At 51.9% G+C, this 17190-nt stretch carries 16 protein-coding genes and 1 pseudogene; 9 read left to right on the forward strand and 8 right to left on the reverse strand.

Annotation, left to right across the window (positions count from 1 at the left end; genetic code table 11):
* Positions 1-2: 2 nt before the first annotated feature.
* The 5 genes from citE to BTJ39_RS03885 are packed head-to-tail and all read right to left on the reverse strand — an operon-like array spanning position 3 to position 4487.
* The gene (citE, locus tag BTJ39_RS03865; protein ID WP_078001363.1) at positions 3-875 is read right to left on the reverse strand and encodes a citrate (pro-3S)-lyase subunit beta; all 873 of its coding nucleotides are present in this window, start codon (positions 873-875) and stop codon (positions 3-5) included.
* Entirely contained in the window at positions 872-1165 is a 294-nt protein-coding gene (gene citD / locus BTJ39_RS03870) for a citrate lyase acyl carrier protein (protein ID WP_078001364.1), read from the reverse strand. Before citD ends, citE begins: the two co-directional genes overlap by 4 nt.
* Before the next feature lie 29 nt (positions 1166-1194).
* Entirely contained in the window at positions 1195-2229 is a 1035-nt protein-coding gene (gene citC, locus BTJ39_RS03875) for a [citrate (pro-3S)-lyase] ligase (protein ID WP_078001365.1), read from the reverse strand.
* Between the two features lie 10 nt (positions 2230-2239).
* The gene (locus BTJ39_RS03880) at positions 2240-3106 is read right to left on the reverse strand and encodes a fumarylacetoacetate hydrolase family protein (RefSeq protein WP_078001366.1); all 867 of its coding nucleotides are present in this window, start codon (positions 3104-3106) and stop codon (positions 2240-2242) included.
* Positions 3107-3125: 19 nt separating this feature from the next.
* Positions 3126-4487, reverse strand: a complete 1362-nt coding sequence (locus BTJ39_RS03885) for a 2-hydroxycarboxylate transporter family protein (RefSeq protein WP_078001367.1) — start codon at positions 4485-4487, stop codon at positions 3126-3128.
* 265 nt (positions 4488-4752) lie between these two features.
* Here BTJ39_RS03885 and BTJ39_RS03890 point away from each other — a divergent pair.
* Positions 4753-6368, forward strand: a pseudogene (locus tag BTJ39_RS03890) (ATP-binding protein).
* Positions 6358-7047, forward strand: coding sequence for a response regulator (locus BTJ39_RS03895; protein ID WP_078001368.1), 690 nt, complete (start codon positions 6358-6360; stop codon positions 7045-7047). Before BTJ39_RS03890 ends, BTJ39_RS03895 begins: the two are co-directional and overlap by 11 nt.
* A gap of 51 nt (positions 7048-7098) precedes the next feature.
* Here BTJ39_RS03895 and BTJ39_RS03900 read toward each other — a convergent pair whose 3' ends face one another.
* Complete coding sequence (locus BTJ39_RS03900) at positions 7099-7602, reverse strand: thioredoxin family protein (RefSeq protein ID WP_078001369.1); 504 nt, start codon at positions 7600-7602, stop codon at positions 7099-7101.
* A 225-nt stretch (positions 7603-7827) separates the two neighbouring features.
* On the opposite strand from BTJ39_RS03900, the gene BTJ39_RS03905 reads away from it, so the two are divergent.
* The gene (locus BTJ39_RS03905) at positions 7828-9294 is read left to right on the forward strand and encodes a catalase (RefSeq protein ID WP_078001370.1); all 1467 of its coding nucleotides are present in this window, start codon (positions 7828-7830) and stop codon (positions 9292-9294) included.
* Between the two features lie 150 nt (positions 9295-9444).
* On the opposite strand, the gene BTJ39_RS03910 is transcribed toward BTJ39_RS03905, so the two are convergent.
* Together BTJ39_RS03910 and BTJ39_RS03915 are read right to left on the reverse strand one after the other, a co-directional pair.
* On the reverse strand, positions 9445-9705 hold the full coding sequence (locus BTJ39_RS03910) for a DUF2534 family protein (RefSeq protein WP_078001371.1): 261 nt from the start codon (positions 9703-9705) through the stop codon (positions 9445-9447).
* Positions 9706-9776: 71 nt separating this feature from the next.
* Positions 9777-10259 carry a GlcG/HbpS family heme-binding protein gene (locus BTJ39_RS03915; protein WP_078001372.1) on the reverse strand — a complete coding sequence of 161 codons (483 nt, stop codon included), beginning with the start codon at positions 10257-10259 and terminating at the stop codon, positions 9777-9779.
* Positions 10260-10376: 117 nt separating this feature from the next.
* Between BTJ39_RS03915 and BTJ39_RS03920 the strand changes: the two genes are divergently transcribed.
* The 6 genes from BTJ39_RS03920 to BTJ39_RS03945 all read left to right on the forward strand — a co-directional run bounded on the left by BTJ39_RS03920 (position 10377) and on the right by BTJ39_RS03945 (position 17140).
* A complete protein-coding gene (locus BTJ39_RS03920) occupies positions 10377-11243 on the forward strand; it encodes a LysR family transcriptional regulator (RefSeq protein WP_277869766.1) in 867 nt (288 codons plus the stop codon).
* Between the two features lie 544 nt (positions 11244-11787).
* Entirely contained in the window at positions 11788-12411 is a 624-nt protein-coding gene (locus BTJ39_RS03925; RefSeq protein ID WP_078001374.1) for a Csu type fimbrial protein, read from the forward strand.
* Positions 12412-12433: 22 nt separating this feature from the next.
* A complete protein-coding gene (locus tag BTJ39_RS03930; protein ID WP_176110219.1) occupies positions 12434-12922 on the forward strand; it encodes a spore coat protein U domain-containing protein in 489 nt (162 codons plus the stop codon).
* Between the two features lie 13 nt (positions 12923-12935).
* Entirely contained in the window at positions 12936-13685 is a 750-nt protein-coding gene (locus tag BTJ39_RS03935; protein WP_078001376.1) for a fimbrial biogenesis chaperone, read from the forward strand.
* Positions 13686-13694: 9 nt separating this feature from the next.
* Positions 13695-16034: a fimbria/pilus outer membrane usher protein gene (locus BTJ39_RS03940; protein WP_078001377.1), complete on the forward strand. Its 2340-nt coding sequence runs from the start codon at positions 13695-13697 to the stop codon at positions 16032-16034.
* Positions 16022-17140, forward strand: a complete 1119-nt coding sequence (locus BTJ39_RS03945; protein WP_078001378.1) for a Csu type fimbrial protein — start codon at positions 16022-16024, stop codon at positions 17138-17140. The genes BTJ39_RS03940 and BTJ39_RS03945 overlap by 13 nt, the downstream gene beginning before the upstream one ends.
* The last annotated feature ends 50 nt before the right edge of the window (positions 17141-17190 follow it).

Below are 17190 nucleotides of genomic sequence, written 5' to 3' on the forward strand. Positions count from 1 at the left end.
AATTAACGGCGAATGCCGGTTTTTGAACGTTCCAGAACCCGCCGGGCGTGGTCGATAATCGGCCCGTCGATCATTTTACCGTTGAGTGACACCACGCCGAGGCCGTTACGCTCGCCTTCCTCTGCGGCGTGCACCACGTCTTTTGCATGCTCAACCTCCTGAAGAGTGGGTGCATAGGCGTTATGCAGCAACTCAATCTGACGGGGATTAATCAGTGATTTACCGTTGAAGCCAAGCTTGCGGATCAAATCAACTTCCTGCAAAAAACCCTGCTCGTCGTTAACGTCAGGCCACACCACATCAAAAGCATCAATGCCGGCCACCCGCGCGGCATGCAGTACAGCGCAGCGGGCATAGAATAGTTCGCTGCCGTCACCGCGTTCGGTTTGCATATCCATGACATAATCAAAGGCTGCCAGCGCAATGCCCATCAGACGTTTTGAGCTGCGAGCGATAGCGACCGCGTTGACGACCCCCGACGCCGACTCGATTGCCGCCATCAGGCGAGTTGAACCGAGCGGGCGGCCGCACTCTTTTTCAATGCGCGCAAGGTGCGTTTCCAGCTCATAAATATCCTCCGGTGAGTCAGTTTTTGGCAGCCGCACCACATCCACGCCGGCGCGCACTACCGCCTCGAGATCGGCCAGACCAAACGGCGTTCGCAATGAGTTGATGCGCACCACCGTTTCGATATCCTGATACATCGGGTGCTGAAGGGCGTGAAAAACCAATATTCTGGCGCTGTCTTTTTCACGTAGCGCCACCGCATCCTCCAAATCGAACATGATGGAGTCCGGACGGTAGATAAAGGCGTTAGAGAGCATGGCGGCGTTGGCGCCGGGCAAAAACAACATGCTGCAGCGGAGCTTTTTCATTGCAGTGCCTCCCAGCTGATGCTGACGTTTTCCACCGCGCGCAGCACCGCGCTTTGCAAGCGGGCGCGGATCACGCAGTCGAGAGCCCCTTTATCTTCAATCACAATATGCCCTTGCGTTACCTGCATTTTTTGCAGCGTTTCATTGACTACGCTGCGGATTTGTTCGCCGAACTGTTTGTAAACTTCGCTGCGAATAACGATATCTAATTCGCCTTCAGCCGGTGCTACCTTGACCATCAGATCGCTTGACTCGATGGTGCCGGCCAGCGCTTCTTTAGTAATCTTCATAAAAAACTCTCAGTTTGAATCCAATTAATTCATGCGCTTAAAGCACAGTTTGTCTGCAAGTGCTGAAAAGTGCTGACGGGAACCCGCTGCGCGATGGCAGCATATTGCTGCGTGAGTAGCAGCCTGCGCACTTCTGACGCCGAAACGGCTACGCCTTCTGCATCAGTCATGCGCGGCATTTCCACCACCTGGATGGCGGGTAAATGCCCATCAGGCGCACTTAAGTAAGCCTGCATGGCCTGGTTGTACTGACGGGTGACCGGACAGAACGGCTCGCTGCCGACAAAACGGTGAGTGATTTGCAGCACCGGCGCGATGTACTGGCGAAAAATGCGTAAATCCAGCGCGCACCATGCCTGCTCAACTTTGCCGCTGGCTTTCAGAAAGTACGAAGGAAAGGTGGCGCGTGAAATAATATAGGGGCCGCCTTTATGCACCGTGACGTTAGGTAAATGGCTGACCCCCTGTTGCACCATGGTCAGACGCTCATCAAAGGAGAACAGCGCCGCGTTTTCCTCCACCACGAAAATATGCAGCCAGTCACAGCGCGCGGCGGCCTGCTCCGCCAGATAACGGTGTCCGAGAGTAAACGGATTCGCGTTCATCACCACCGAACCGATTCTCTCCCCCGCTCGCAGCCCCTGCGACAGCGTGGCGCAATAGCGGCTAATGCCGTGTGGGATGTTCTCCATCAGTAAAACGCTGTCCGTTTGCGCTATCGGCCAGAAGCCACACTGCTGAAAACAGCGGCGGTTAGCCGGATGGGTAAACAAAAACAGCTGTAAATGTCCCTGCGACATCGCATAGTTCTGGATTTCACTTAGCAGGCCCGCACATAGGTTCTCACCGCGCCAGCGGTCGTCGACAGCAACACACTTAACGATATTGCCATCCAGTCCGGCGCAGCCTGCCAGCGTCTGACCACAACGCGCAACGGCAAACAGCGATAGGGACGCGTCCATTTCCAACTGGCTGGCCTGCAGTAAGCGGCCGACGGCGGTTTTCATCCGCATATCACGGCTGATATCAACCATCAGCAACTGCATAACGTTGCTCTCAGACATGCTCTGCTCCTTACGCCGCCGCAGTTTCAGGCACGCTAAGCGGTGCATCGGCAACCTGATTCGCCAGGCAACCAATATGCTCGATGTCGACTTCAATACGATCGCCGGCGTGCATGAACAGCGGAGGAGTCCGTTTTTTACCAACGCCGCCAGGTGAGCCGGTAATAATCACATCGCCGGCACTCAGGCGGGTAAAGGTTGAGATATATTCGATCAGCGCCGCAACGCTATAAATCATGTTGCTGGTTGAGTCCTGCTGAACCTGCTGTCCGTTTAGCCGGGTAATTAGCGTCAGATTTTGCGGATCGGCAATCGCATCACTGGTGGTCATCCAGGGACCAAAGGCGCCGGTGCAACGGCCATTTTTTCCGGCGGTATACCAGCTATGCTGCCAGTCGCGCGCCGAGCCATCCATGTAGCAGCTATAGCCGGCAACGTGCTCCAACGCCTGTTCGCGGGCGATGTTTTCTCCCGCACGGCCAATAATCACCGCCAGTTCGCCTTCATAATCAAACTCGGTTGAATAGCGTGGCTTCAGGACCGCCTGACGGTGGCCGGTTTGCGAATCGGCAAAGCGTACAAACAGCGTGGGCGCCGGATTCTGTTCGTTAAACTCCAGGCGCTTGTCCGCATAGTTCATGCCAACACAAATGATTTTTCCGGGATTATCGATAACGGGCAGGAAGTCGACCTCGTTCAAGGCCAGTTCCGCTGGCTGATGCTGGTATTCCACCGCTTCAGCCACGGCGTTTGCGGCAAGCAACGCCTTCAAATCACCGTAGCGCTGGCCCAGCCGTGCGCCGAGGTCAATAATGCCGTTTTCGCTTACAATGCCGTAGCTGCGGCGCCCGTTAACTAAATATGCTGCAAGTTTCATCGTAAATATTCCGTCATCGTCAGAGAATAAAGTTGCTGAGTACCAGCAGCGAAAGCGCGACGTTCAGTGCGCCGCCGACGCGAATGGCTATCTGGGCGAAAGGCATCAGCGACATGCGGTCCGCTGCGGATAAAATGGCTACCGCACCGGTGCCGCCCTGCCCGCTCTGGCAGCATGAAATAACGGCGACATCAATCGGGTGCATACCGAGCTTACGGCCAACCAGCGCCCCGGTGAGGGTGGTCGCGCCGACGGTGCTGATAATCACAATCAGGTTTGACAGCGTGAAGGCGCTGACCAGGTCATGCCAGGGCGTAATGGCAACCCCTACGGCGAACAGAATTGGATAGGTTACGGCTGACTGGAAAAACTTATACACCACCTGCGATCCTTCCTGCATACGCGGGGAGATTGCGTTGGCAACCTTTAACAGCACAGCGACAAACAGCATGCCAACCGGTGCAGGCAGGCTGGTGTAGCGCTGGATCAGCATACCGACCATATACAGAAGCACGGCAAGTAGCGCACCGGAAGCCATGGCGATGACGTCCACTTTGCCGCTGAGTTCACTGGTCAGGCTTTTACCAACGTCATCATGTTTGTCGGACATCAGCTCGCCGTTGCCGGTCAGGTGCGGATAGCGTTTGCCGAGCTGGTTAAGACATCCCCCCATCACCACCGCGCACAGACCGCCGAGCATCACAATAGGCAACACTTTGCCGAGAGCAACGCCTTGATCCATATGCATAATGGTGGCGTAACCAATTGACAGCGGAATCGCCCCTTCGCCAACGCCGCCGGCCATCATAGGTAACACCAGAAAGAAAAAGGTCTGGAATGGCGTCATGCCCAGCAGGTAGCCGACACCAACACCGACGATCATGCCGACGATTTCACCGCAGACCATCGGAAACACGATGCGGAAAAAGCCGCGGATAAGCGTTGTTCGGTTCATGCTCATCACGCTGCCAACAATGATGCAGCAGATATAGAGATAAAGAATGTCGGTTGATTTATAAAACTCGGTGGTGGACTTCACCACGTCCTGCGGCAGCCAGCCGTAGTAAACCAGTGCCGAAGGAATAAAGGTTGCGCAAATAGCCGCAGCGCCGATCTTTCCCAGATAGGGTAGCCGTTTGCCAAACTCACCACAGGCAAAGCCAAAGAATGCCAGCGTAGCGACCATCACCACGATACTGCTGGAAAGATGACCATAAAGGCAATTTACGCCGATTAACGCACCCGCCAGTATAAACAATGGCAGCGGAACCACCCCGACCTTCCAGTTATCGAGAATGTTCCACCATTTGTCTTTTAATAAAAATCCTGCCTTTTTATTTTTTTTTGCAGAATCAATATACGAATCACCTGTTGCGCTCATGTACTTACTGTTCTCCATTAACGTCACTGCGCTAAAAATAAGAAAACAAACGCACGATTAGTTTGATGGATGTCAAATAGCAAATGGAGTTTTTAAGGCAGTAATGGTTTTTAAAGTCTTTATAATCTTCGGGAAAAGCTTTTTTAACATTACACATTTCCCAATAAAAATAACGTCCTTATCGCACGTAAAAATACTTGCCGTTTAATTATTCTGGTTTAGCCTGACCCCTTCGGGGTAGTCACCAAAATTAAACAGAAAGTCAATGAAGCTAAAATTCCAGACAAAATTATTTCTTTATCTGGCTATATTCAACACCGCCATTTTTATCGCTCAGGGAGTCTGGCAATATGCCAGATTGAATAGCAAGCTCTATAAAGACACGGCCGCACGTACGCTTAAAGAGGCCGAATACATAGCGCAACGTGCTGCTTTAAAAGAGGATATTTTGCGCGGCGATACAGCGGCAATAAAACGTCTGTTGTCACCGCTGGCTGCCAGCAGCGATGCCAGTTTTATCGTTGTCGGCGACGCGCATGCCCGGCACCTTTATCATTCGCGTGACGAGAAACTTATCGGCACCAGGCTGGTAGGAAATGACAATGCCAGCGTGCTGGCCGGCAATAAAACAACAACCCTGCGCCATGGCACCCTGGGCGTCTCGCTACGGAGCAAAGTGCCGGTATTTTACCAGGGGAAGGTATTGGTATCGTCTCTGTTGGCTACCTGAAAAGCTATCTTAACGGCATCTCGGCACAAAACGTCGTTCATATTTCGATCTCGCTGCTGCTGCTGCTTTGCTGTCTGTACCTGTTCAGCTGGTGTTTCACCCGCCACATAAAGAGACAGATTTTCTTTCTTGAGCCGCGCGAAATTGGCGTGCTGGTCAGGCAGCAGAAAGCCATGATGGAAGCGATGTACGAAGGCGTTATCGTGATTGACGATTGCTGCCGGATTCAGCTTATCAACCGGGCAGCTAAAACCTGGCTTAATCTTCCACAGCAAAACAGACAGCTGCGCGGCAAACCCGTTACCTCAGTGATTCGCCCCATTACTTTCTTTGAGCAACAGGTCATGTTGAAACAGGACACGCATGATGAAGTGGCGGTTTTTAATCAGCTGACCGTGATTGCCAACCGGGTGAGAATCATGCTGGAAGATAGATTGCAGGGCTGGGTAATCAGCTTTCGCGACAGCAATGATATCAGCTCGCTTAACGATCAGCTCAGCCAGGTAAAAAGCCATATCAACGATCTGCGAATCGTGCGTCATGAATATCGAAATCAGCTCTCAACGCTGGCCGGACTGCTTAACCTCGGACATTACGATGAGGCGCTCAACTTTATCCAGGCACAGTCGCAGCACTCCCAGCAAGTCCTCGACTTTATCTCCACGCGCTTTGCTTCACCGCTAATCTGCGGTCTGCTGCTGGGTAAATATTCACGCGCGCGCGAAAAAGGAATCATTCTGTTATTTGATGCCGGCTGCTGGTTAAAAAGCATGCCTGAATCGCTGTCTGATTCCGAACTAATCTCGGTTATCGGCAACGTGCTGGACAATGCAATTGAAGCGACGTTAGTCGCGCCGCCCCCTCTTCTGCCGGTTGAAATTCTGATCAGGCAAAATGCACAGGAAATTTTAATTGAAGTCGCCGATCGCGGCACCGGCATTGCCGATGAATTAAAAACCACCCTTTTTGAGCCGGGTGTAACCAGCAAAACGGAGGGTGACCACGGCCTGGGTTTGCATCTGATCAGCAGTTATATAAAACGCGCTGGTGGTGTGATTGAGGTGACGGATAACGTGCCGCGCGGCACAATTTTTTCGCTTTATATTCCCGTTGCGGCCAATTTTCATCAGGAGAAACCTTATGCGCTCTGAAGTTATCAACGTGCTGATAGTTGAAGATGAAAGCAATCTTCAGCGGCTTTACCAGGAGCTGATCCGCAGCATCCCCTGGATGCATCTGGCTGGCTGCGCTTCATCGCTGATGCAAGCGCGCGAAATGATAGCCGCCCATCAGCCTGGACTGATCTTGCTCGACAACTACCTGCCCGATGGCCAGGGGATTACCCTGTTAAATCAGCCAGAGCTTAAGCGGTATAACTGCGCGGTTATCTTTATTACCGCCGCAACGGATATGGATACCTGTAGCCAGGCGATTCAGGGCGGCGCGTTTGATTACATTCTCAAACCCATCTCGTGGAAGAGACTGAACCATACGCTGAAACGCTTTATGCAGTTTTACGGCCAGCAGCGGCTATGGAAAGTGGTTGATCAGCAATGTGTCGATTCCCTTTACTCGCTGCAACACAGTAATTTTCAGGGCGATAAGGAAAGCAAAGGGATTGAAGATAATACCCTGCAGCGGGTGATTGCCTCCTTTCAGCAGATGCCGGAAAAAACCTACACCATTGATGAGATTATGTCAGTCAGCGGGCTAAGCAAAACCACTATCAGACGCTATCTGGAATATGCGGTTGATAATAAGCTGCTCTCTGCTGAAAAGCAGTACGGCAAGGTGGGACAGCCGCGGCGGGTTTATCGCTGGCTAAGCTGATTAAACCACCGGGACAGCGCGGCGGGCATGAAACTGCCTGCCCGGGTGAGGTTAACGATCTGCTGGCATAATAATGTGCAGCAGGTCATTGATGGTATCCAGCAGCAGCTCGCCGCGCTTATAGGCTTCGTGCGTTGCGGCATCGCCATCGATAACGCGTTGCGGCCGCTCGATAAACTGGCCGATCGGCTGGTGCTGTGCATCAAGCACCGCGACGCAGGGAATGGCGATGCGCTCTACGCCCAGCAGATCTTTCAACCCCCTTTCCGCCCGCGCTTTGCTGATAATTTTCATTTCAATTCGCGGCTGCATCTGGCACAGCAAATTCATCGCGGTGACGTTACGCTGGCAGTCCGGACACCACATCTCGGCGGCAACCAACAGGCTGTATCGCCCTTTGATTGACGCCAGCATTTGCTGCACCGCAAACGGCAGCTGTTCTGCGCTCAGTTTTTGCTGATATAGGTGGGTGGCTTCAATTTCCTGCACTAAACCATCCTGCGCATAATCATTAAAGTCGCGTCCTGCCGCCAGCAGCGACTGAAAATCACTCATAACGTTACCTGATATTTGGCTATGTCCCAGCCTGAGTATGTCGGCGTCAACCTATCATCGTCAACCCCCACGCCGCCAGCGATAGTCCGATAGCGGCCTTAACCGGGAGCAAATCTCTCAGCTGTAAATTGACCTTACAAAATTGAGGGGAAATTCCCGGCAGCGTCTGTTGCGCTGAACTACGCTTGGAGATTGACCGAACCGAACGAAGCGAGAGTCACAATAATGAGCAATGATCACACCAAACCAACAACAACAGATGCCGGTATTCCAGTAGCCAGCGACGAGAATTCACTGACTATTGGCCCTGATGGTCCGATTTTGCTGCACGATCATTATCTGATCGAGCAAATGGCTAATTTTAACCGCGAGCGAATACCGGAACGCCAGCCCCACGCCAAAGGCAGCGGCGCTTTCGGTTATTTTCAGGTAACAGAAGACGTCAGCAAATACACCAAAGCCGCCCTGTTTCAGCCCGGCGTGAAAACCGACGTAGTGATGCGCTTTTCGACCGTTGCCGGAGAGCGCGGCAGCCCCGATACCTGGCGCGACCCGCGCGGATTTGCCATCAAGTTTTATACCAGCGAAGGCAATTACGACATGGTGGGGAATAACACCCCGGTATTTTTTATTCGCGACCCGATGAAATTCCAGCACTTTATTCGTTCACAGAAGCGCCGTGCCGACAATAACCTGCGCGACCACGATATGCAGTGGGACTTCTGGACGTTATCGCCGGAGTCCGCCCACCAGGTTACCTGGCTGATGGGCGATCGCGGCATACCGAAAAGCTGGCGTAAAATGAACGGCTATTCCAGCCACACCTACCTGTGGGTTAATGCGCAGGGTGAAAAGTTTTGGGTAAAATATCACTTTAAGAGCGATCAGGGCGTCGAGTGCCTGACGCAGGAAGATGGCGATGCCCAGGCCGGCATCGACGGTGATTACCACACCCGCGATCTGTTTAACGCGATAAAAGAAGGCCGCTTTCCCAGCTGGACGCTCTATATGCAGATCATGCCGTTTGCCGAAGCGGAAACCTATCGCTATAACCCCTTTGATTTGACCAAGGTCTGGCCCCACGCTGACTATCCATTGATTAAGGTCGGCAAGCTGGTACTGGACCGCAATCCTACCGATAATCATGCGGAAATTGAACAGGCGGCCTTTGAGCCAAATAACCTGGTGCCGGGGATCGGCCTGAGTCCGGATAAAATGCTGATCGGTCGCATTTTCGCCTACGCCGATGCACACCGCGCCCGCCTCGGCGTTAACTACAAACAGATCCCGGTCAATACACCCCACTCACCGGTTAACAGCTACAGTAAAGACGGCGCGATGCGGATAAACAAGGTCTCAGATCCGGTTTACGCGCCTAATTCAAAAGGCGGACCGAAAGCCGACGGCGAACGTTACCCTACTGATTCGACCTGGCCTGCCAGCGGTGAGATGGTGCGCGCATCCTATACCCTGCGTAAAGACGATGACGATTTCGGCCAGGCCAATACGCTGATCAATAAGGTGATGGATCAGGCTGCCCGCGACAGGCTGGTCAATAACGTGGCCGGCCACCTGCTGGCAGGCGTTGAAGAGCCGGTATTATCGCGCGCTTTCGCGTACTGGCGTAATATTGACGCGGTCATCGGTCAGCGCATTGAGGAAAAAGTAAAAGCCGGACGAGCGGGCAAGTAGCCGCGCGTTAAGCGGTCGATAAATCAAGGCGAGCGGCGCCCCCGTACGGGGGCGTTTTACATTCAGGCCGACGCTGCCGCAGCGGCGTTTATTGCCGTTGGCCAGAGCGCATCATTCTATGCGCAAGACACCGCCACCTTCTGATAAAGACTATTTATCGTCTTTTTCGCCGAGGAAAAAGTACCAGAGCGGCACGGAAAGCATCAGGGTAAACACCAGGCTGTAGACGACGATCATAAATGCTTCGGTGACGTACAGTTGAACCGGCCACTGGCTGAACGGCAAATGGTACTCATCAATAATACCGCCGATAATGGCGTTCCCCATGACCACGCCGACTAAGATCGCCACCACGACCACCGCGCAAAAAAATTTTTTGGCCTGGCGCGAGAGTGGAAAGACGGGTTTCATCGCATCCTCCTTATGATATGAAGGCGCACAGTCTACGCCACTGGGGCGGACAAGCCAATGTTGGTTGCGCGTCAGGGCTGCAGTGCCGCCGCGCCGGCTTTAGCAATTTCAACATCTTTATCAGCGGAGGCGGATGAAACGCCGATAGCGCCGACAACCTGCCCCTGCCAGACCAAAGGCACACCGCCTTTCATCATAATAAAGCCGGAGGTGACAGCTGCTGGCCGCTTACCGCTATTGATCAACTCTTCAAAATCGCCGCTGGGCTTGCGGAACAACGCTGCTGTCCTGGCTTTACCCGGCGCCAGAGTAACCCCGGCCGGAACGTCGGCATTTTCCATGCGCTCAAGCCAGACAGGCTGGCCTGCCGCATCGACCACCGCCAGCACCGCCGGCGCGTTTAACGCCTGCGCTTTTGCCTGCGCCGCCTCAAGCACCGTTTTGGCGGCGGCGGTAGTCAGTACCGGCTGGGTCGGTAAGCTTGCGGCAAGCACCGGCAACGCCGGACTCAGAGACAGCGCCGTTAGCGCACAAAATAAGGTTTGCTTTAGCATAAAAAAATCCTGGAAAGTTTCGGTAACTGCATTTAATGGGTCGCTGATGTTTATTACAATAACGGTTATCGTGATTATTATTAGCTTTTACCTAATACGCCTATAGAATTACGTCATCTGCACTATTTTGTTGTTCTGGCTGAAGAGCTGCACTTCAGCGCTGCGGCGGCAAGGCTTGGCATCGCTGCGCCAACGCTGTCGGTGCAAATCCGCCAGCTGGAGCAGCAGCTGGCCGCAACGCTATTGCAGCGAAATAATCGCCAGGTGCGCCTCACCGAGGCGGGAGCACTGTTCCTGGTTGAAGCGAGAAAGACGCTGGCGCAGGCGCAGCGCGCACTGGAAACCGGCCGGCGGGCGGGACGCGGTGAAACCGGCTCGGTCAACATTGGTTATGTCAGCTCAGCCCTGTGGTCTGGGGTGCTGGCAACCATGGTCAATGATTATAACGCCCGCTATCCTGGCGTTTCGTTATTTACCCGCGAAGAGGTGATGACGCGACTTCCGCAGCAGGTGAGCGAAGGCGCTATCGACGTAGCGATGGTTCGTGGTCCGATGCCACTGGCGGAAAATGTTGATTGCCTGACGCTCTGGCGTGACCGCTTTATTATCGCCCTGCCGGCCCGTCATCCGCTGGCGCAGCGTTCGAAAAAAATTACGCCTCAGCAGTTAAAGGCAGAAAAATTCATCGTGCCGGAACAGCCTGCCGGTGCGGTTGAGGTCGCACGGCGCGGCGGGTTTGCTCTGGATAATCCCGAACGCCCTGGCAGCCTGCTGGAAGTGCTGACCCGGGTATCGTTAAATCAGGGCGTGGCGGTGATCCCGGACGTACTGCAACATCACGTGCTGCTGCCTGAGGTGGTCTACCGTACGCTGGCCGGCGCCCCTATTCGCTCCGAAATCACCCTGCTGTTTCGCCGCTGGGAAACATCGCCGGTACTCCGGCAGTTTATCGCATTAGCGCGCATGCGCTCAGCAAGACAGTAAAAGCGCCATTGCCGGGCGTTGCTATTCATCGTCAGGCCATAAGATGTCAGGACGCTTTCGACTCACCTGCCATAAACCCGCTCAGGGTTGCGCCAGCTTATATATGGTGGCTATTTTTAGCCGATCGTTAATATGCGAAAGAATAATTAGCATTATGGCAATTAAACTCTATCTCAACAAAACATTACTTTGCTTACATGAATATGTGAAAATCAACGCTCAACTCATAAGATTTATTTAATTCACAACGAAGTTATCACTACCCCGGGGTCTATTTATCAGTAAGTTATAAACAAAAAAAATCACGAATGAAACTTTATTCGATCAATTTAATAAAGTATGTCCATGCAGGAATAAATAAAAACAAATAAATACCCATTGACGATAAAAACCAGCCGGAGTGATAATCTTTTTAACCTGGATTAAATGAAATAGAGCGAGGTGATTAAATCAACCAATAAAAATAAAAACATTGAATAATTAACAGAAATATGAGCAGCCGGTCATACTAATAACGCCCATCATTAAATTGCATCGGGAATGCATGTTATTACTTATTAACTTCATTCTTGTATTAATCTTTTTGCTAAGGAAGCATAAGGAGTTTCATGGTATGGAATACTCTTTCAATAAAAAGATAGTCTTAATGGCTGTGATAAGCGGGCTGAGTTTAGCGCCTTTAATCGCCTGTGCCGCCCCGGCTTCCGGCATGGGTGACGGAACCACTAAAGGACAAATCAATATTAGCCTGAATGTAGCTGCGGGCTGTTTGGTTAAGCCAGTTTCCTCAGCCTCGGCGGAGGTTACCAGCCCGGCTAATGGAACCCAATGGATGAACCTGCAGTTTCCCCCCAGAGATATTGGTAAGGACGAAACCAGCGCCCAAATAGACATTGAATGTACAGCGGGTGCCCAGCCTGAGCTCACGCTGGATGCCGGAATGTATGGCGGTCAAAGTAACCAACGCAATATGAAAAATACCGACGGTAAAAGTAAGCTGCCCTATACCTTAGCCAGCGACCAGGCTGGGAAGTCAGTTATTTCGCCTAATCAGCAAGTTAAAGTTCCCCCAAACGGCAAATACAGCATTTATGCCCTTACAAACATTCCAGCTAATACCCCCACCGGCAACTATGCCGATACGGTACAGGCAACCTTGAGCTGGTAGATGCCGCAGGGAGATGGCTGAGATGAATAAACAGGCAGGCGTGGTGTTGATCATCTGCGCCATCGTGCCCTGGATTAGCTATGCCAGCACCGTCAATGCCCATTTTAAGGTAACCGCAAAGGTGACCAACGGCTGCAGATTTAGCAACTCAGAGCAAATTAACGTTATTTTGCCGGCGCTGCTGCCAGGTGGAAAAGAGGTCAGTCAGTCTGCTAATTTTCAGCTTTTATGTACGCCTGGCATGTCGGCGCAGATCAGTATTAATGACGGCAAACATGCGGCTAAATACGGAGGTTGGAACCTGGCGCTGGATAACCATAATCAGGTGCTAATTCCTTACCGTATTTACTACCTAAGCGACGGTAAAAAAACCTTATGGAATGTTCCGATAGCATTCAATCAGGAGGCATTATCGAAGAAAATTAACATGGAAATTGACGTTCCACAGCCTCGCTCATTACTGCAAGCCGGCCATTATTCCGACACCGATATTATTAGCGTGTCATACTAAAAGAGCTTTTAAAATGTTTTCACAGCGTCTGTTCAAAACAATGCAAATTTGTTTGCTATTGCTTATTCCCTGCCATTGCTTTGCCAGCGCGGATCTTGAGATATGGCCGGTTACCGTGTCATGGAGTACTCAAAAAAGAACGCCAACCGTCTGGCTGCGCAACGTCGGAAAAAACAGCGTAAGCTTGCAAATAAGATTGCTTAAATGGTCGCAACGAAACAACCAAAATATCTACAGCGATCAGGACCAGGCTTATGCAATACCCACCTTTATCAACCTTCAGTCCAGACAGGAATTACCAATCCGTATTTACGGAGAAACGGCAAGCGGCAGTATAGAACAGGCATATCGTATTGTTATTGACCAGCTTCCTGAGCTGAATATTGCACCGCATCAGCAGCAAAGTGCCATTGATATTCGCATGCAGTATATTCTGCCCTTTTTTGTTTATGAACAGGGAATGAGTAGCAAACTATTACCTGACATCAATGGTTTTCCTCGCGAAAAACACCACATACAGTGGTCATTAAACGCTGATGGTTTGGCTATAAAAAATCGTAGCCAGACGCATATGAAAATAACTTCCGTCACTTTGCGCTGCTCCGGAGTGACATGTTTTCAGCAAAGTACGCCGGTGAGCTACGTGCTGCCAGGGGCAGATATTACCCTGCCGCTATCCATACCGGCAACGCAGAGAAATAAAGCTACCGAGCTAATCATAAACAATTCGCAGCCTGGCGAAGAGCATTTCCGAAAAGAGTGATTAATAATCATGCTTAATCAAAAAAAATTAGTTTTTTTGCTCTTTTCCTTTCCGGTATTTTTTACCCGTGCGGCCACCTATATTAATACCATACCGCCTGAGACTCAGCAGAGCGGTAATCTCTATCTGGTCACGCTGGTTGAAAACGGTCGCCAGTTGTCCGAGCCATACCAGGTCACAGTAAAAAACGGAAAAATTTACCTGCCCTTAAATCTGATGCCTTTGCTCCATCTGCCGCGGACGGGCAAAGTTTGCCATGACGGGCTGTTCAATCTGGCACAGGTCCCGGGCCTGCAAGCGCGCTATGATGCCAGCAAGAATGCGCTGCTGATTACCGTTCCGGCATCATGGCTGCCTGCGCAGCGGGTGACCATTCCCGACCGCTGGACGGCGCCTTTTTATAACGATGATGTCACACCTGGCGCACTGCTGAATTATAACCTCTATGCGGAAAAATACGCGCAGGACTCTTACCTCTCAGGCTGGCTGGATGGAGTATATTACAACCACCTTGGTTATCTTGAGCTGTCCGGCGTTTATACCAATATGCGCAACCAGGGCGAAGTCTACTCGCGCGCCCAGCGGCTAAATACCACGGTTGTCATTAACAATCGCCGCAAAGCAGATAAGCTGCTGCTGGGTGATATCACCACCGATAATGGCGACGGCTATAGCGGTGTGTATATGGGAGGAATCCAGTTCCGCCGCGACTTCAGTCTCAGACCAGACATTGTCACCTATCCGACGCTTAAACTGGACGGCACCGCCGCAACGCCTTCAACGTTGGATTTCTTCGTTAACGGTTCCAGATCCAGCCAGTCACGGGTCGGTCCCGGCCCCTATGTGATTAACAACATTCCGTTTATCAACGGCGATGGCACCATGACGGTCGTCACCACCGATCAGAACGGAAGACAGGTATCAAGCACTATTCCCTATAATATTCAACAGGATATGCTGAGGCCGGGATTAAGCGACTTCAACCTTTCGCTGGGGGTACTGCGTTACAATTACGGTAGCGACAATGATGAATACAAAAACGCGGCCGCCAGCGGCACCTGGCGTTACGGCCTATCCGACTCTCTGACGGCGGTTTCCCACACTGAAGCCGCGCAGCGGCTGATACTGGCGGGCGGTGGTGTGCAATACAATATCGGACGCTGGGGGCGTTTTGATATTATGACCAGCGCCAGCAAATCCTGCGATGCCCGCAAAGGGGCCAGCGGATACATTAGCTATAGCCGATTATTTCATCGGGCTAATTTAACCCTCAGTCACCTTCAATCCAGCAAACATTATCGTAGCCTGAGTAATTTTGACTCGGTTTATTCCGACCCGACATCGTCAGATCAGGCATTCTATTCGCAATCGCTTCCTGGCTCCGACGGCACGCTGGGTATTGGGCTGATGCATTTTCATAGCGACATTGGCGGCTCGGATACCCTTGCTAACCTGTCATACAGCAACATTTTTGCCCGACTGATCACCTTCACCGTTTCCTACAGCCGCGATTTTTCCCAGGCGCATAACAATGCATTTATGGTCGGTATCTCACTACCATTTGGCGGCAAAACGACGGTTGGGATACAGGAACAAACGACGTCAGACCTCGCGAGCAGCACCTTGCTTAACGTTTCGCATCAGTCGGGGCGCGAACTCGGGCTGGACTGGAACGCTAACGCCAGCCTGGAAGATAATTCACGCTATCTCGGATACAGCGATTTTTCCGCCAGCTGGAAGACCGCACATGCCACCTATAGCGGCGGAGCTTACGGTTACGATCGGACCTTAACGCCCTGGCTAGGGGTTCAGGGTAGCGTGGTATATATGGATAAGAGCCTGTTTTTCTCCCGCGAGCTGGGTAACGCCTTTATCAAGGTTGATACCGACGGTATCGCTAACGTGCCCTACTACTATAACGGAACGCTGGAGGGCCGAACTGATAGTAACGGGGTTGGCTTTGTCAGTGATGTTGTGCCGTATGAGAAAAATTCGGTCACCATTGACCCTACCCACCTGCAGGCAGGAGAAGTACCCACCACCGTCAGACACCACTTTTTTGTTCCTGAAGAGGCTGGCTATGAAGTCAGGTTCAGATTTAACAACCTTACTCACCTGCAGCTAATTCGCCTTGCGGCACGTAAAGGCATTCCCCTCTTCGCTGGCGAACCCATTGTTGACAATAGCGGGCAGGTTGTCAGCCATCTGGAGTACGGCAATATGGCGGCTCTGCCGCAAGAACATGGTCATCATATCTATTCGCTAAAGGTTGAGAGCAACGTCGTGTGTAGATTCTCACTTCCAACCCAGCATGTTAACGGAGTCGAGCCGATACTATGCCAAAATTAATCGTCAACTTTTACCGTTTCTGCGCCCTGTGTCCGCTGTTTGTCGTCAGCTTTGCTTCGGCTTACACCGTTTCCTGGGATCACGTCTGTGATTTTGCCTGGCAAAACGAAACGATAGATATGAATGGCGGCGGTGCGATTTCACCGCTGGATTTGACCACGACCTCGCAAGATTATCAGCAGCCGTTGAGCATCTGGTGCAAAAGCATAGCGAATGACACCACAACCCTTGGCCAGCACATCATCTTTACGCTGCAATCGCAGAGTAACACCACTTCGGGAAATGAATTGGCACTGGCTCCCATGCAAGCCCAACTCAGTCCAAACAACCTGCCGATCAAGTTTTGTCTGGGTAAAAAGGGGGCAACGCAGATTTGCGTGACGCAGATCAATCAGCAGGTTGAATATGCCTGGGGGGGTAAAGGTGCTTCCTTTGTCCCCTTTATGTTTCAGCAGGTAACCGGCCACGAACCTGACGATCCCTGCCATGGCGGTTCCGGACCCGCCGGCGACGTGAGTGTCTGGAATCCGCTGTTCAGAGGCCCTTATAATAATATTGCCCACGTCCATTTTGTTACTAATCCAGTCATGATAAAAGGCGCGCCGCCAGCGCCTGGCAAGTATAGCGATGTCATAACGGCGCTGATCAGTGGCAATGTTGGAACAGGAATGAAGGGGCTTTGGCCTACGGCCGTGGATTTTAGCACGCAAAATAATCCCACTATCACCCTGACCGCCAACCTGAAGCCGGATTGCAGAATTGACAGCGCGCCCGATGTTGCTATGAGCGGCAATTTTTCCAGCCAGCTAAGCCAGACGCAGCAAATCACCCTGCGCTGTACCAACACCACCCCCTACAGTTTGAGTTTTCAGGGTGCTAACGACAGTGCGGGATGGCATCAGATGAAAGCACAAACTGGCGACAGCATGTTGCGCTACCGGATATACAGCGATGCAGCGCACCGTCAAATCTGGAATAACAATCAGCACTTTGTTGGTAGTGGACTGGCTCAGAGCATCCCTGTGTATTATGCCACCGATCCCGCACAGCCAAATTTAGCGGCAGGAACCTATCAGGATACCGAGACTGTTACCGTTAGCTGGTAACAGTCTGTTCATCAGATCGGGGTGATCTTTTCAATTTCGGAATAGTAGTC

The sequence above is a fragment of the Izhakiella australiensis genome (genome assembly GCF_002006995.1).
GTDB classification, from domain to species: Bacteria; Pseudomonadota; Gammaproteobacteria; order Enterobacterales; family Enterobacteriaceae; genus Izhakiella; species Izhakiella australiensis.